14 protein-coding genes are annotated in these 13,605 nt (G+C 64.6%); 13 read left to right on the top strand and 1 reads right to left on the bottom strand.

Annotated features, from left to right (window positions below; genetic code table 11):
* Positions 1–16 precede the first annotated feature (16 nt).
* Genes AB0T83_RS14370 through AB0T83_RS14335 form a run of 8 tightly spaced genes read left to right on the top strand, consistent with a single transcriptional unit; the run spans position 17 to position 7,211 of the window.
* Positions 17–898, top strand: coding sequence for a carbohydrate ABC transporter permease (locus tag AB0T83_RS14370; protein WP_366193868.1), 882 nt, complete (start codon positions 17–19; stop codon positions 896–898).
* The gene (locus AB0T83_RS14365; RefSeq protein WP_366193867.1) at positions 895–1,752 is read left to right on the top strand and encodes a carbohydrate ABC transporter permease; all 858 of its coding nucleotides are present in this window, start codon (positions 895–897) and stop codon (positions 1,750–1,752) included. Before AB0T83_RS14370 ends, AB0T83_RS14365 begins: the two co-directional genes overlap by 4 nt.
* Positions 1,749–2,903, top strand: coding sequence for a mandelate racemase/muconate lactonizing enzyme family protein (locus AB0T83_RS14360; protein WP_366193866.1), 1,155 nt, complete (start codon positions 1,749–1,751; stop codon positions 2,901–2,903). Before AB0T83_RS14365 ends, AB0T83_RS14360 begins: the two co-directional genes overlap by 4 nt.
* A gap of 4 nt (positions 2,904–2,907) precedes the next feature.
* Positions 2,908–3,978: an ABC transporter ATP-binding protein gene (locus AB0T83_RS14355; RefSeq protein ID WP_366193865.1), complete on the top strand. Its 1,071-nt coding sequence runs from the start codon at positions 2,908–2,910 to the stop codon at positions 3,976–3,978.
* Entirely contained in the window at positions 3,975–5,138 is a 1,164-nt protein-coding gene (locus AB0T83_RS14350) for an enolase C-terminal domain-like protein (protein WP_366193864.1), read from the top strand. Before AB0T83_RS14355 ends, AB0T83_RS14350 begins: the two co-directional genes overlap by 4 nt.
* Positions 5,135–5,467, top strand: coding sequence for an L-rhamnose mutarotase (locus tag AB0T83_RS14345; RefSeq protein WP_366193863.1), 333 nt, complete (start codon positions 5,135–5,137; stop codon positions 5,465–5,467). Before AB0T83_RS14350 ends, AB0T83_RS14345 begins: the two co-directional genes overlap by 4 nt.
* Positions 5,464–6,372 (top strand): dihydrodipicolinate synthase family protein, encoded by a 909-nt coding sequence (locus AB0T83_RS14340; RefSeq protein WP_366193862.1) that lies wholly within the window; start codon positions 5,464–5,466, stop codon positions 6,370–6,372. Before AB0T83_RS14345 ends, AB0T83_RS14340 begins: the two co-directional genes overlap by 4 nt.
* Positions 6,369–7,211 carry a fumarylacetoacetate hydrolase family protein gene (locus AB0T83_RS14335; RefSeq protein ID WP_366193861.1) on the top strand — a complete coding sequence of 281 codons (843 nt, stop codon included), beginning with the start codon at positions 6,369–6,371 and terminating at the stop codon, positions 7,209–7,211. Before AB0T83_RS14340 ends, AB0T83_RS14335 begins: the two co-directional genes overlap by 4 nt.
* Before the next feature lie 126 nt (positions 7,212–7,337).
* On the opposite strand, the gene AB0T83_RS14330 is transcribed toward AB0T83_RS14335, so the two are convergent.
* Positions 7,338–8,009, bottom strand: a complete 672-nt coding sequence (locus AB0T83_RS14330; protein WP_366193860.1) for a FadR/GntR family transcriptional regulator — start codon at positions 8,007–8,009, stop codon at positions 7,338–7,340.
* 171 nt (positions 8,010–8,180) lie between these two features.
* Here AB0T83_RS14330 and AB0T83_RS14325 point away from each other — a divergent pair, with 171 nt between their 5' ends.
* From AB0T83_RS14325 to hydA, 5 genes are all read left to right on the top strand, one after another.
* Complete coding sequence (locus AB0T83_RS14325; protein WP_366193859.1) at positions 8,181–8,975, top strand: transporter substrate-binding domain-containing protein; 795 nt, start codon at positions 8,181–8,183, stop codon at positions 8,973–8,975.
* Positions 8,976–9,041: 66 nt separating this feature from the next.
* Positions 9,042–9,713, top strand: a complete 672-nt coding sequence (locus AB0T83_RS14320) for an amino acid ABC transporter permease (RefSeq protein WP_366193858.1) — start codon at positions 9,042–9,044, stop codon at positions 9,711–9,713.
* Positions 9,714–10,451, top strand: coding sequence for an amino acid ABC transporter ATP-binding protein (locus AB0T83_RS14315; RefSeq protein ID WP_366193857.1), 738 nt, complete (start codon positions 9,714–9,716; stop codon positions 10,449–10,451).
* A gap of 14 nt (positions 10,452–10,465) precedes the next feature.
* Entirely contained in the window at positions 10,466–11,719 is a 1,254-nt protein-coding gene (locus AB0T83_RS14310) for a cysteine desulfurase-like protein (protein ID WP_366193856.1), read from the top strand.
* Positions 11,716–13,134, top strand: a complete 1,419-nt coding sequence (gene hydA, locus AB0T83_RS14305; RefSeq protein ID WP_366193855.1) for a dihydropyrimidinase — start codon at positions 11,716–11,718, stop codon at positions 13,132–13,134. The genes AB0T83_RS14310 and hydA overlap by 4 nt, the downstream gene beginning before the upstream one ends.
* Positions 13,135–13,605: the final 471 nt, after the last annotated feature.

The following is a 13,605-nucleotide window of genomic DNA, read 5'->3' as shown; positions in this document are numbered from 1 at the left end:
AAAGGGCCCGAAGACAATGCAGAATGATCGCCTCCTGGCGTATTTCATGATTTTGCCCGTGGTGATTGCCGTTCTGGCGTTCGTCATCGGGCCCACCTACAACGTGGCCACGCTCAGCCTGACAAAGATCGTCATGGGGCAGGAGCGCGGCTTTGGAACCTTCAGCAACTTCACGTCGCTGACCGCCGATCCGGTGTTCTGGCTGGTGATGAAGAACACCGCCATCTGGATCCTGGGTGGCACCTGCCTGTGCGTGCTGGTCGGCTTGGGTGTCGGCACCTTCCTTGCCGTGGACAGCAAGCTGACCGGCGCCCTGCGGGCGCTGATCCTGCTGCCCTGGGTGCTGCCGGACGTGGTCACCGCCATGGCCTGGAAATGGATGCTGCACGGTCAGGTCGGCATCATTGGCCAGACCCTGGAATCCACGGGGATGACTGAAGGCACGATATCCTTCCTGGGCGATCCCAACCTGGTCATGTGGGCGCTGGTCGTGGTGCTGATCTGGCGCAAGATGCCGCTGGTGGCGCTGATCCTGTGCGCCGCGATCCGCTCGGTTCCCGACGATCAGATCGAAGCCGCGCGCATGGATGGTGCCAGCCCGTTGGAGCGATTCCGCTTCGTCATCATCCCCAACATCGCGTTTTCGCTGACCGCCGTGACCGTCATCTCGATGATCTGGATCACCGCTGAATTCGCGCTGCCGTGGATCATGACCGGTGGTGGCCCGGCCAACGCCAGCCAGATCATGTCGACCTACATCTACCAACAGAGCTTCGAATTCTTCAACTGGGGCGTGGCCTCGGCCATGTCGGTCATCAACCTGGTGATGCTGGCCTCGATCGTCGCGCTGTATCTCTACATCAACCGCCGCTCGTGGGCCTCGGAGGGTTCGGAATGAACGAGTCTCCCCGCACATTCTACTGGATCGCGCTCAGTCTTGTGGGCGTCGTGATCGCCATCTACATCCTGTTCCCGATCTTCTGGCTGTTCCTGGCCTCGTTCAAGACGCAGGCCGAACTGGCGCAGCTTCCGATCTCCTTCTGGCCGCAAACCCCGACATTGGAGGCGTACACGGCGCTGTTCTCGCCGACGCACCAGAAGGGACAGCTGCTGGACTGGCCGCGCCTGATCGGCAACAGCTTCTTCGTCGCGATCACCTCGACGGTTCTTGTGGTCTTCTTCGGAACGCTGGCCGGCTATGCCTTTGCCAGGCTGAAGTTTCCGGGCCGCGACCTGATCCTGGGCGGGCTGCTCATCAGCCGTATGTTCCAGGGCGCCGCCCTGCTGCTGCCGACCTACCGGCTGATGAACATGATCGGTCTGCAGGACAGCCTGATCGGTCTGGTGCTGCTCTATTCCGCCTTCGGCCTGCCCTTCGCGACCTGGATCATCGCCTCCAGCCTACGGGAAATTCCGCGCGAACTGGAAGAAAGCGCCATGATGGACGGGGCGACCCGCATTCAAAGTATGGTCATGGTGGTGCTTCCGTTGGCGACCCCGGCGCTGATCACCGCCGCCATGTGGCACTTCGTGGGGGCGTGGTCCGAGTTCGCCTTTGCCTCGATCCTGCTGGAGTCCAACGACAACAAGACCGTCACCATCGGTCTGGCCAGCTTTGTCGAGCTGTTCACGCTTGAGTTCCAGTACGTCGGCGCGGCCGCAGCCATCGTGGCCCTTCCCATCATGCTCGTGTTCTTCTTCGGTCAGCGCTACTTCACGCGCGGACTGCTGGCCGGGGCCGTGAAAGGATGAAGATCCGGTCCATCACTGCCCGGGCCGTGGATTGCGGCTTCCAGAAGCAGACCCTGCAAACCACAAGGATCGCGTCGCCCATGTCGCGCTTCCCCCGGTTTGCCGAGTCTCGCGCAAGCTGGATGTGGCCCACCAAGAAAGTCTTTGTCCGGGTCGAGGGCGAAGACGGCCACATCGGCTGGGGCTGCACCAATGGCGGCGAGGTTGTCGAGATGATCGTCAACGCCCATCTGGCGCGGCTGCTGACCGGCGAGGATCTGGGCGATGTGGCGCTGCTGCAAGACCAGATGACAGCCTCGCTTTTGCCCAACGATCGCTCGGGCTTTGCCATGATGGCGGTGGCCGGTGTCGACATTGCCCTGTGGGATCTTCAGGCCAAGGCCAGCGGCCAGCCGCTGGTGGATCTTCTGGGCGGCAGCGCCCAGGACACCCTGCCAGTCTATATGACCACGCCGCGGCCCGAAGCCTTCACCGACGGGCCGTGGCACGGGCTGAAGGCGGCAGCACCTTACGGACCCGAGGCCGGGCAAGAGGGGCTGGAGGCCAATATCGCCCTGATGCGCCGCTTTGCCGAGGCCGCTGGCCCGGATGTGCCGATCATGATCGACGCCTTCCTGGCGTGGGATGCGGATTATACCCTGCGGTTTGCCGAAGCCGCCGCCGATCTGCCGCTGGCCTGGATCGAAGATCCGATCCCGCCGCAGAACATCGAAGACCTGCGACGGGTTCGGGACGAACTGGATCCCGACATCGCTCTGGCGCTTGGCAACTTCGCCTACTCGCGGGCCGATTGCGCCGACCTGTTGCGCAGCGGCGTGGTCGGGGTGTTGCAGCCGGATGTGGCCTGGGCGGGCGGCATCACCGAAACTCTGGCTGTTCTCGACATGGCCGCCGGTACCGATGTGCCGGTGATCCTGCACAACACCTGCGAACAGCCCTGGTCGCTGGCGATGGCCGCGGCCTGCCAGACCGGGGCGCAGGTGGAATGCGTTGACCGTGGCGAGACCTCGCCGCTGTACAGCCTGATGGGGCCGCGCCCCGATCTTGCGGGCGGCCATGTGGCCGTCCCCCGTGACCCGGAGGGCAACCGCCCTCCCCAGTTTGTGCTGCCTGCGTTCGACGCGGGTGCTGAAATTTCCAAGGGAGGATGATCCGATGGGATCAGTAGCGCTCAGAAACATCCGTAAATCCTATGGCGCGGTCGAAGTCCTGCACGGCATCGACCTCGACATCTCGGACGGCGAATTCACCGTGCTGGTCGGCCCTTCGGGCTGCGGCAAGTCCACGCTTCTGCGCTCCATCGCCGGGCTGGAAACCATCTCGGGCGGCGAGATCGTGCTGGACGGTACCGTCATCAACCGGCTGCAGCCCAAGGAACGCAACATCGCGATGGTGTTCCAGAACTACGCGCTGTACCCGCATATGGACGTGGCCAAGAACATGGCGTTCTCGCTGCGGCTGGCCAAGGAATCCAAGGAAGAGATCGCCCGCAAGGTCAACGCCGCCGCCGAGATTCTGGACCTCGTACCGCTGCTGGAACGCTTCCCGCGCCAGTTGTCGGGCGGCCAGCGTCAGCGCGTGGCCATGGGCCGCGCCATCGTTCGGGATCCGGAAGTGTTCCTGTTCGACGAACCGCTGTCGAACCTCGACGCCAAGCTGCGGGTGCAGATGCGCGCCGAGATCAAGGAACTGCACCAGCGCCTGAAGACCACGACGATCTATGTCACCCACGACCAGATCGAAGCCATGACCATGGCCGACAAGATCGTCGTCATGCGCGGCGGCCATGTGGAACAGATCGGCTCGCCGCTGGAGCTGTACGACAACCCGGCGAATGTCTTCGTGGCCGGGTTCATCGGCTCGCCCGCCATGAATTTCCTGCCCGCGAAAGCCTCGGCTGACGGGCTGCGCACCGCCTCCGGGGTGATCCTGGGGGCGCCCGGCACCCAGCTGAAGAACGGCCATGACATCATCGCGGGTTTCCGCCCCGAGGATCTGCGCCTGGCCGACACCGGCATTCCCGCCAAGATCGTTGTGATCGAGCCGACCGGCGCGGAAACCGAAATGGTGCTGCGCACGCCGGATGGCACCGTCACCCTGACCACCCGCGACCGTATTCCCCATGCGCCGGGCGACCAGGTGCATCTGTCCATCGTTCCCGGCAAGATGCATTGCTTCGACGCGGCCACCGAAGTGGCGCTTGGTCAGGTCGGCACCGCGTCATGAAGATCAGCGACGTCAAGGTCACGCGGTTCCGCACCCACGCGGACCGCTGGGACATCGGCCATGCCCGGCTGAAACCCGGCGCCGAGGTGATCCAGACCGTGACCACCATCGAGACCGACGCGGGGCTGGTGGGGCATTTCTTCGGCGGCGGCAAGCATGGCGATCAGGACGGCATGACACCGGACGAACAGCGCCTGATCGAGGGCCAGGTCCGCGACATGATCCTCGGGGCCGACCCGTTCGACCGCGAGCTGATCTGGAAATGGATGTGGGTGCGCAACATTCCCGAGGTGGCGCAAAGCGTCATTGACTGCGCGCTGTGGGATCTGGCGGGCAACCACGCCGGCCTGCCGGTCTACAAGCTGATGGGCGGGGCACGCGACAAGGTGCCCGCCTATGCCTCGACCTATCCCAACATCGGTCCGCCGCAGGTCTATGCCGAACACGCGCTGGCCTGCAAGGCCGAGGGCTACAAGGCCTACAAGATCCATCCGCATTATTTCTGGAACCCGGACACCGGCAAACCCACCAACGGCCGCCCCTCGAACATCCGCGCCGATATCGAGACCATCAACCTTGTGCGCGAGGCGGTCGGGCCGGACATGGTGTTGATGTACGATGTCTGGGGCACCTACCACACGCTGGAAGAGACCATCAAAGTCGGCCGCGAGTTGGAGAAGCTCGACTTCTACTGGTTCGAACACCCGATGCCCGAATACCGGGTCGAAAGCTATCGCCGGCTGTGCCGCGAACTGTCGATCCCGATCCTCGCCCCCGAAATCGCTGCGGGCGGCGTCTTCACTCGCGCCGAATGGATCCTTCAGGGCGCCTCGGACATGAGCCGGATGGACATTCGCCGGGGCGGCATCACCGGCTGCCGCAAGACCGCCGTGGTCTGCGAGGCCTTCGGTCAGCGCTGCGAGATTCACATGGCGGGCTGGGGCAACCTGCAGGTCATGGGCGCGACTTCGGAAGACACCAGCGAATGGTACGAGAAAGGGCTGCTGGCCCCCGGCGTCGACTATGACGCCCCGCACCCCTATTTGCGCCGCAACTGCGATCCGATGGATGCCGAAGGCTATGTGGCGATGCCGACCGGTCCCGGCCTTGGCTACGATGTGGTCTGGGACTATATCGACGACAACCGGGTGACGTCATGAGCCTGCATCGACGCGCTTGGACCATGCGCCTGAAGGACGGCGCGGAAGCGGCCTATGACAAGGCCCATGCTGCCGTCTGGCCCGAGCTTCTGGACCAGATGACCGCAAGCGGCATCCGACAGTTCCACCTGTTCCGCACCGGCACCACGATCTTCGCCTTTCAGGAACGGGACCGCCCGTTCCCGGCGCCCGGTGCGCCCGCCAGCGAAACCACCACCCGCTGGTGGCAGGAGATGTCCCACCTGATGGTGACCGATGCCGACGGCCGCCCGGCGCATTACCCCCTGAAGCCTGTATTTTCCCTGACCATGACGGAGAGCGCCGAATGACTGGCCTGACCGGAATCGTGCCGATCCTGCTGACCCCTTTCACCGCCAACGGCACCATCGACTATGGCAGCTTGCGGCTGGAGGTCGATGCCATGCTGGAGGCCGGTGTCCACGGCATCGGCATCGCCATCGGCAGCGAGATCTTCAAGCTGACCCTGCAGGAACGGCGCGCCATGCTGAGCGCGGTGGCCGATCAGGTCGAGGGCCAGATGCCGGTCATCATGAACGTCTCGGCCCCCGGCACCCATGTGGCGGTGCAATTGGCCACCGAGGCCGCCGAGGCCGGTGCCACGCGCCTGATGATCTGGCCGCCGGATTTCTTCCCCAGCGGCCCGGACGCGGTGATCGAACATCTGGACCAGATCGCGTCGGCCACCGGCCTGCCCATCGTCCTTCAGGATGTGCCGCAGGCACCGATTCCGCCGGCGCTGGCCCTGCGCATCGCCGATGCGGTGCCGCTGGTCGACACCATCAAGGTCGAAACCCAGCCCACCGTCGCGCAGGTGCAGGCCATGACGACCGCCGTCGGCGACAAGCTGGCGATCCTTGGGGGCGCGGGCGGCGGCACGCTGGTCGAGGAATTCCGCCGGGGCGCGCGGGGCACCATGCCCTTTGCCAGCCAGGCGCGCGAGTTCATGCAGGTCTGGAACGCCCTGTGCGCCGGAAACTTCGACACTGCCGCCACGCTGGTCGAAGCCGAGATCCTGCCGGTCAGCCGCCTGGGGTTCCAGTCCGGCGACCTGTTCTACCACATTCACAAGGCGCTGCTGGTCCAGCGCCGCATCTTCAAATCCGCCTATGTGCGCCCCCCCACCAGCCAGCCCGACGCCATCACGGCGAAGGAACTGGACCACATGGTACAGCGGGTCGCCGCCAACACTCAGAAACACAAGGAACTGACATGAAACTCATGCGCGTCGGCCCCAGGGGCCAGGAACGTCCCGCAGTACTGCATTCCGACGGCTCGATCCGCGACCTGTCGGGCGAGATCGACGACGTCGCGGGCGCGGCCCTTCTGCCCGAAACCCTGGACCGCCTGCGCGGTCTGTCGTTGGACAGCCTGCCGGTGATCGACGGGGGCAGCCGCATCGGCGCCTGCGTCGGCCATGTGGGCAAATTCATCTGCATCGGCCTGAACTATGCCGATCACGCCGCCGAAAGCGGCATGGAAGTGCCGAAAGAACCGGTGATCTTCATGAAGGCCACTTCGGCGATCATCGGTCCCAACGACACCGTCGTCCTGCCGCGCGGCGCCGAGAAGGGCGATTGGGAGGTTGAACTGGGTGTCGTCATCGGCAAGGAAGCCAGGGATGTGTCCGAAGCGGACGCGCTGGATCATGTGGCGGGCTACTGCATCGTCAACGACTTGTCTGAACGCGCGTTCCAGCTGGAACATGGCGGCCAGTGGGTCAAAGGCAAATCCGCCGACACCTTCGGCCCCATCGGCCCCTGGATGGTGACGCGGGACGAGATCGCCGATCCGGCGCAATTGTCCATGTGGCTGGAGCTGAACGGCGAACGGGTGCAGGACGGCTCGACCCGCACGATGGTTTTCGGCGTGGCCCATGTGGTGTCCTACCTGTCGCGCTACATGTCGCTGCAACCGGGCGACATCATTTCAACCGGCACCCCGCCGGGCGTGGGCTTCGGCATGACCCCGCCGCGCTACCTGAAGGACGGCGACGAGATGCGTCTGAGCATCGAAGGCCTGGGCGAGCAACACCAGCGCGTCACCGCAAGCTGATCCGCATGATGAGGCGTGAGGACAACGCCTCATCCCGACCACCGCGCGGCGCCCTCCCCGTCGCGCGGTGGCGTCCGTTTCCGCAGGGATCACCGCGCCACAGCGCGGTCTCAGGTTGACTTCGACCTATGACAGCGTGATCCCGGCACAGGCCGCCGTGTTGCCGATATGGGCCCGCATGGCGCGCTCGGCCCGCGCGCCGTCGCCCGCCTGCAAGGCCGACAGGATCTCGCGATGCTCCTGCATGGATTGCACCATGCGATCGCCGGCGGTGTTCGGAATCGGCTGACGCTGGCTTTCGGTCAACAGATCCTGAACCGAATAGTAAAGGCGGCGCAGCATCCGGTTCGGACTGGCCTCGGCAATCGCCCGGTGAAACCCCAGGTCGGCCTCCACATGCGCCACCAGATCGCCCTGCCGCCAGGCCCGTTCGAACTCTGCCGCCGCCTGCACCAACCGCTCCAACCGGGCCGCATCCATGTTTTGTGCCGCCGTCCGGCACAATTCGGATTCGATCAATACCCGCGACTGGAACACGTCGCGAATGGAATAGTCATCGTCATACCGCCAGACGGTCTGCGGCTCGGCCTCCGCATCGCGGTCGATGACATAGGTGCCCCGCGCCGGCAGCGTTCTGACCAGTCCCAGTGTTTCCAATGTCAGCAGAGCCTCGCGCAGGGACGGGCGCGAGACCTTCAGCGTTTCGGACAACACGCGCTGCGACGGGATCTTCTCGCCCTTTTTCAGCTCGCCGGTCCGAATCATTTCCTGCAGGCGTCGCGCAATCGTCTGCGTCACCGGTGCCTTTTCCATCATTTTCGCTGCTCGTCCTCCCGTTGCGACCCACGATAGCGGCGTCGTCCGGAAATGGACATGTCACCTGTTGCATCGCCAACCCAATCATGATTGCATACTGGTCAGACCGGTTTGTCCGGTCAATCCAGAAACGAACCAGGACAGGGAAACCTCATGACTGCATCGCCTCTCAAACTCGCCGCCCTCGGACTTGCCCTTTTCGGCAGCACGACCCTTGCCGCCTCCGCACAGGACAAGCTGACCGTCGGCGCGAACATCGGCAACGTGCCGTGGGAATTTCAGGACGAATCCGGCGATTTCGTCGGCTTCGAGATCGATCTGGTGAACGAGGTCGCCGCACGTCTGGGCGCCGAAGTCGAGATCGTGAACATCCCGTTCAACGGCCTGTTCTCGGCGGTACAGTCCGGCCGCATCGACATTGCCACCTCGTCGATCACCATCACCGACGAACGGCTCGAATCGGTTTCCTTTGCTCAGCCCTACTATGACAGCGACCAGTCGCTGACCGTCGCTACCGGCGGTCCTGCTTCGCTGGACGAGATGAAGGACAAGGCGGTTGGCGTCGACACCGGATCGACCGGCGACATGTGGGCCACGGGCAATGCCGATCAGGTCGGGTTTTCGGACATCCGCCGCTATGAAGGTCTGTCCCCGGCGATGCTCGACCTCGCCGCTGGCCGCATCGACGGTTACATCTCGGACATTCCGGCGCTGCTCTACTACGTGAAGGACAAGCCGAACCTTGAAGTGGTCCAGCGCATCGAGACCGGCGAGAAGTATTCGATGATGTTCGCCAAGGATTCCGAACTGGCGACCACGGTCAACGACATCCTCACCACCCTGAAGGAAGAGGGCGTTCTGGCCGGCCTGCACGAAAAGTGGTTCGGCGCGGTTCCCGAGGACACCACCTCGACCGTGAAGGTCCTGCCGATGCCGACGCTCAACTGAGCCGACAACGACCGGCCGGAGCCTCCCGCTCCGGCCCTTTCCGGCATCTGTGCCTGAAGGAACCCCATGAATATCTTCGACACTTTTCTGAACGTGGATGTGTTTCTGCGCACCTGGCCGCTGTTGATGAAGGGCCTTTGGGTCACGGCGCAACTGGGCGCGGCCAGCATCGTGGCCGGGCTGGTCCTGGGTCTGATCCTGGCGATGCTGCGGCTGTACGCGGTTGCCCCGGTCCGCTTCGTGACAAAGGTCTACATCGACGTCTTCCGGTCAATCCCGCTGCTGGTGCTGCTGATCATCGTCTATTACGCGCTGCCCTTCGTGGGCGTGCGCCTGTCGCCCTTCGCCTCGGCCATGAGCGCGCTGACGCTGGTCTCGGGTGCCTATACGGCCGAGATCTTCCGCGCCGGGATCGAGGCTATCCCGAAAGGCCAGTTCGAAGCCTCGGCCGCCCTGGGCCTGAACCACCGCCAGACCATGGTCGACGTGATCCTGCCGCAGGCCGTCAAGATCGTCATCCCGCCGCTGACCAACAATTCGATCAACGTGGTCAAGGACACCGCGCTGGCCTCGGTGGTGGCGATGCCCGATCTGCTGAAACAGGCCACACAGGCACAGGCGCTGGCCGCCAATCCGACGCCGCTGATCAGCGCCGCCGTCATCTACATTGCCTTTCTCTGGCCGCTGGTCGCGCTGGTGTCGCGCATGGAACGCCGGTTCGCCGCAAGGAGCCGCTGAATGTCCGGATTTGTCAGCATCAGAAATCTTCGCAAGTCCTATGGCACCTTCGAGGCGCTCAAGGGCATCGATCTTGAAATCGAAAAGGGCGAAGTCGTTTGCGTGGTCGGCCCCTCCGGGTCGGGCAAGTCGACGCTCATCCGCTGCATAAACCGGCTGGAAAGCTTCTCGGACGACAGCGAAATCCGGGTCGATGACATCCCCGTGCGACCGGGCCGCGCGCTGGCCAAGGTGCGCGCCGAGGTCGGCATGGTGTTCCAGTCGTTCAACCTGTTCCCGCATCTGACCGTGCGTGAAAACGTCATGCTCGCCCCCCGCCGGGTGCGCGGTACTTCGCGCGCCGATGCCGCGGCTCAGGCCGACCGCCTTCTGGCCCGTGTGGGCATCGCCGAACAGGCCGACAAATATGCCGCCCATCTGTCGGGTGGCCAGCAACAGCGCGTCGCCATCGCCCGCGCCCTGGCGATGGAGCCGCAGGTCATGCTGTTCGACGAGCCGACTTCGGCGCTGGACCCCGAAATGGTGGGCGAGGTTCTGGACGTGATGCGCAGCCTGGCGGGCACCGGCGTCACCATGGTCGTCGTCACCCACGAGATGGGCTTTGCCAGCCAGGTCGCCGACCGCGTGATCTTCATGGATGCCGGCGAGATCATCGAGACCGGCCCGCCCAGCCAGGTACTGAGCAACCCGCGCGAACCCCGTACCCGGAACTTCCTCAGCGCCGTGCTGAACCACTGACAAGGATACCCGAAATGACCGACACGCAACGACCGCTCGACATGGAGTTCGTGCACAGCCAGTTTCCGGGCCTGCGCGACGACTGGGTGTTCTTCGACAACGCCGGCGGGTCGCAAACGGTGCAGGGTGCGGTGGACCGGATCACCGAGTTCCTGTTCGAACGCAACGTGCAGATCGGCGGCAGCTACGCGGTCTCGCAGGCCGCGGCCGAGGCGCTGATGAAAGGTCGCGAGGCGGGTCAAACGCTGGTCAACGCCGCCCGCCCCGAAGAGATCGTCTTCGGCCCCTCGACCACAGCGCTTCTGCAAACGCTGGCCGCCGCCATGCGCAGCCAGTTCCAGCCCGGCGACGAGATCATCGTCACCATGGCCGACCACGAAAGCAACATCGGCCCCTGGGACCGGCTGCGCGAATTCGGCGTTGTGGTGAAGTTCTGGCCGCTGGACCGCGACAACTATCGCCTTCGGCTGGAGGATCTGGAACCGCTGATGACCGACCGCACCCGGCTGGTCTGCGTCACCCATGTATCCAACATCCTGGGCAAGGTGAACCCGGTGGCCGAGATCGCCGATTTCGTCCATGCCCGTGGCGCGAAGATCTGCGTCGATGCGGTGGCCTATGCCCCGCACCGGCTGATCGATGTGCGCGCCTGGGACGTGGATTACTATGTCTTCAGCCTCTACAAGGCCTATGGCCCGCACATGGCGCTGATGTACGGCAAATACGACCTGCTGCGCGAGCTTGACGGGCTGTACCACTATTTCTACGGCAAGGACAAAGTCCCCGGAAAGCTGGAGCCGGGAAATCCGAACTACGAACTGGCCTACAGCACCTACGGGATCGTCGACTACCTTGCCGCGCTTGGCGCCCGCCACGGCGGCACCGGCGACCGCCGCAGCAGGATCAAGGCCGCCTATGCCGCCATCACCCGGCAGGAAGACCTGCTGACCGAGCGCCTGCTCGGCTGGCTCAACGCCCGCAACGACGTCCATGTGATCGGCGAGACGGCCAACGAGGACAGCACCCGTGTGCCCACCATATCCTTCAAGTTTGCGGGCGCGGATTCCGGCGCCGTGGCGCGCGCGATGGATGACTACGGCATCGCCATTCGCTTTGGCGATTTCCACTCGCGTCGGCTGGTCGAGGATCTGGGCGAGGACGGCAACAACGGCGTGCTGCGGGTGTCCATGGTGCATTACAACACCGTGGAGCAGGTGGACCGGTTGACCGCGGCCCTGTCCGAAATCGTCGCCGGAGTCGCCGCATGAGTGCCTCCTGCGACCTGGCCATTCGCGGCGGCACCATCGTGACCGCCGCAGACCGCTTCCGCGCCGACATCGGCGTGCGCGACGGGCGGATCGTGGAAATCTCGGAACGCGTCGAAGGCGCGGCCGAGGAGGTCGACGCCACCGGGCTGCTGGTGCTGCCTGGCGGGATCGACGCGCATGTGCATCTGGCCCAGCCGACATCGGACGGCACGGTGATGGCCGACGATTTCGAAACCGGCACCCGGTCGGCGGCGGCGGGCGGCAACACCACGGTTCTGCCCTTCGCGATGCAGATCAAGGGCACCTCGCTGCGCGACTGCGTCACCGCCTATCACCGGAAGGCCGAGGGCAAATGCTATACCGACGTGTCCTTCCACCTGATTGTGTCCGATCCGACGCCGCAGGTGCTGGGACAGGAACTGCCTGCGCTGGTGCGCGATGGCTATACCTCGTTCAAGGTCTTCATGACCTATGACGACCTGGTGCTCAGCGATGCCGAACTGCTGGAGGTTTTCGACGTGGCCCGGCGCGAGAAGGCACTGGTGATGGTGCACGCTGAAGGGCATGACGCCATCAAGTACATGACCCGCAAGCTGGAAGAGGACGGCCGCACCGCCCCCTACTATCATGCCGAAGCCCACGCCGAGATTGCCGAGCGCGAAGCCACGCACCGCGCCATCAGCCACGCGCAACTGACCGATGTGCCCATCGTGATCGTGCATGTCTCGGGCCGCGATCCGATGGAGCAGATCCAATGGGCCCGCAAGCGCGGCCTGAAGGTGCATGCGGAAACCTGCCCCCAGTATATCGCCCTGACCAAGGACGACCTGAAAGGTCTGAACATGGATTTCGAGGGCGCGAAATACGTGTGTTCCCCGCCCCCGCGCGACACCGACAGCCAGGCGGCGATCTGGGAAGGACTGCGCGACGGCACCTTCGAGCTGTTCTCTTCGGACCATTGCCCGTTCTACTTCCAGGGCGCGGAGGGTACCGGAAAGGACAACCCGCGGGCGCGGACCTCGTTCAAATGGGTGCCGAACGGCATTCCCGGCGTCGAAACCCGGCTGCCGATCCTGTTCTCCGAAGGAGTCTCGAAAGGCCGGATCAGCGTCGAACGCTTCGTCGCCCTGACCGCGACCAATCCCGCCCGCCTGTATGGTCTATATCCCCGCAAGGGGGCCATCGCCATCGGTGCGGATGCCGATATTACCCTGTGGGATCCCGACCGCCGTGACACCATCCGGCAGGAAAAGCTGAACCACGGCTCGGACTACACGCCCTACGAGGGCATGGAGATCACCGGCTGGCCGGTCCGCACCATCCTGCGCGGCCGCACCGTGGCACGCGATGGACAGGTCGAAGCCGAGGCAACCGGCCAATACCAGTCGCGGGGGGTCAGCGAGGCTGTGGCCTGAACCGCCATCCGGTCACCGGTCCGGGACGGCATGAGCTGTGGCTTTGCCCACTCGTGCCCTCCGGGTACCGGGCCGGCAACCGTTGGCAAACATTCGCGATGGGGCAGCACCCCCGATGCCATCGGTCAGTTGTCCAGCCTTGTCGCGGGATCATCGGCCATCTGCACCGGGCGCCGGCCGTCGGGCGACGGGCGTCGGAATATCCCGCCATCATCGCCTGCGCGATCTCGTCTGTGGCGCCGCAAGAAAGCCGCCGGGTCGGATGCGAGGTTTGGCGAGATTGCGACCCCATCGAGGACCTGCTCAACCGTTTTGGCATCCCCAAGCCGTGCCGCAGCCACCGCCACAAGGAAATTTCCGAAACCGGGGCCCTTCGCGGCCGAGCGCGCACCGAGTTTCGGCGATTGAACTTGACCCGCGCCTTGTGGCGCGAAGCGCCCGGGCGGTCGGCTCTTCAAATGGCGAGTCCGT

This window comes from Meridianimarinicoccus marinus, assembly GCF_040689105.1.
GTDB lineage: Bacteria > Pseudomonadota > Alphaproteobacteria > Rhodobacterales > Rhodobacteraceae > Meridianimarinicoccus > Meridianimarinicoccus marinus.
Note: the sequence above shows the minus strand (reverse complement) of the source record. Positions and strands in the feature narration are given on the sequence as shown.

Coding starts and splice junctions, on each gene's coding strand:
- AB0T83_RS14365 (WP_366193867.1), top strand. CDS start 895: ATGAACGAGTCTCCCCGCACATTCTACTGGATCGCGCTCAGTCTTGTG.
- AB0T83_RS14315 (WP_366193857.1), top strand. CDS start 9,714: ATGTCCGGATTTGTCAGCATCAGAAATCTTCGCAAGTCCTATGGCACC.
- AB0T83_RS14340 (WP_366193862.1), top strand. CDS start 5,464: ATGACTGGCCTGACCGGAATCGTGCCGATCCTGCTGACCCCTTTCACC.
- AB0T83_RS14345 (WP_366193863.1), top strand. CDS start 5,135: ATGAGCCTGCATCGACGCGCTTGGACCATGCGCCTGAAGGACGGCGCG.
- AB0T83_RS14360 (WP_366193866.1), top strand. CDS start 1,749: ATGAAGATCCGGTCCATCACTGCCCGGGCCGTGGATTGCGGCTTCCAG.
- AB0T83_RS14350 (WP_366193864.1), top strand. CDS start 3,975: ATGAAGATCAGCGACGTCAAGGTCACGCGGTTCCGCACCCACGCGGAC.
- AB0T83_RS14335 (WP_366193861.1), top strand. CDS start 6,369: ATGAAACTCATGCGCGTCGGCCCCAGGGGCCAGGAACGTCCCGCAGTA.
- AB0T83_RS14310 (WP_366193856.1), top strand. CDS start 10,466: ATGACCGACACGCAACGACCGCTCGACATGGAGTTCGTGCACAGCCAG.
- AB0T83_RS14325 (WP_366193859.1), top strand. CDS start 8,181: ATGACTGCATCGCCTCTCAAACTCGCCGCCCTCGGACTTGCCCTTTTC.
- AB0T83_RS14320 (WP_366193858.1), top strand. CDS start 9,042: ATGAATATCTTCGACACTTTTCTGAACGTGGATGTGTTTCTGCGCACC.
- hydA (WP_366193855.1), top strand. CDS start 11,716: ATGAGTGCCTCCTGCGACCTGGCCATTCGCGGCGGCACCATCGTGACC.
- AB0T83_RS14355 (WP_366193865.1), top strand. CDS start 2,908: ATGGGATCAGTAGCGCTCAGAAACATCCGTAAATCCTATGGCGCGGTC.
- AB0T83_RS14370 (WP_366193868.1), top strand. CDS start 17: ATGCAGAATGATCGCCTCCTGGCGTATTTCATGATTTTGCCCGTGGTG.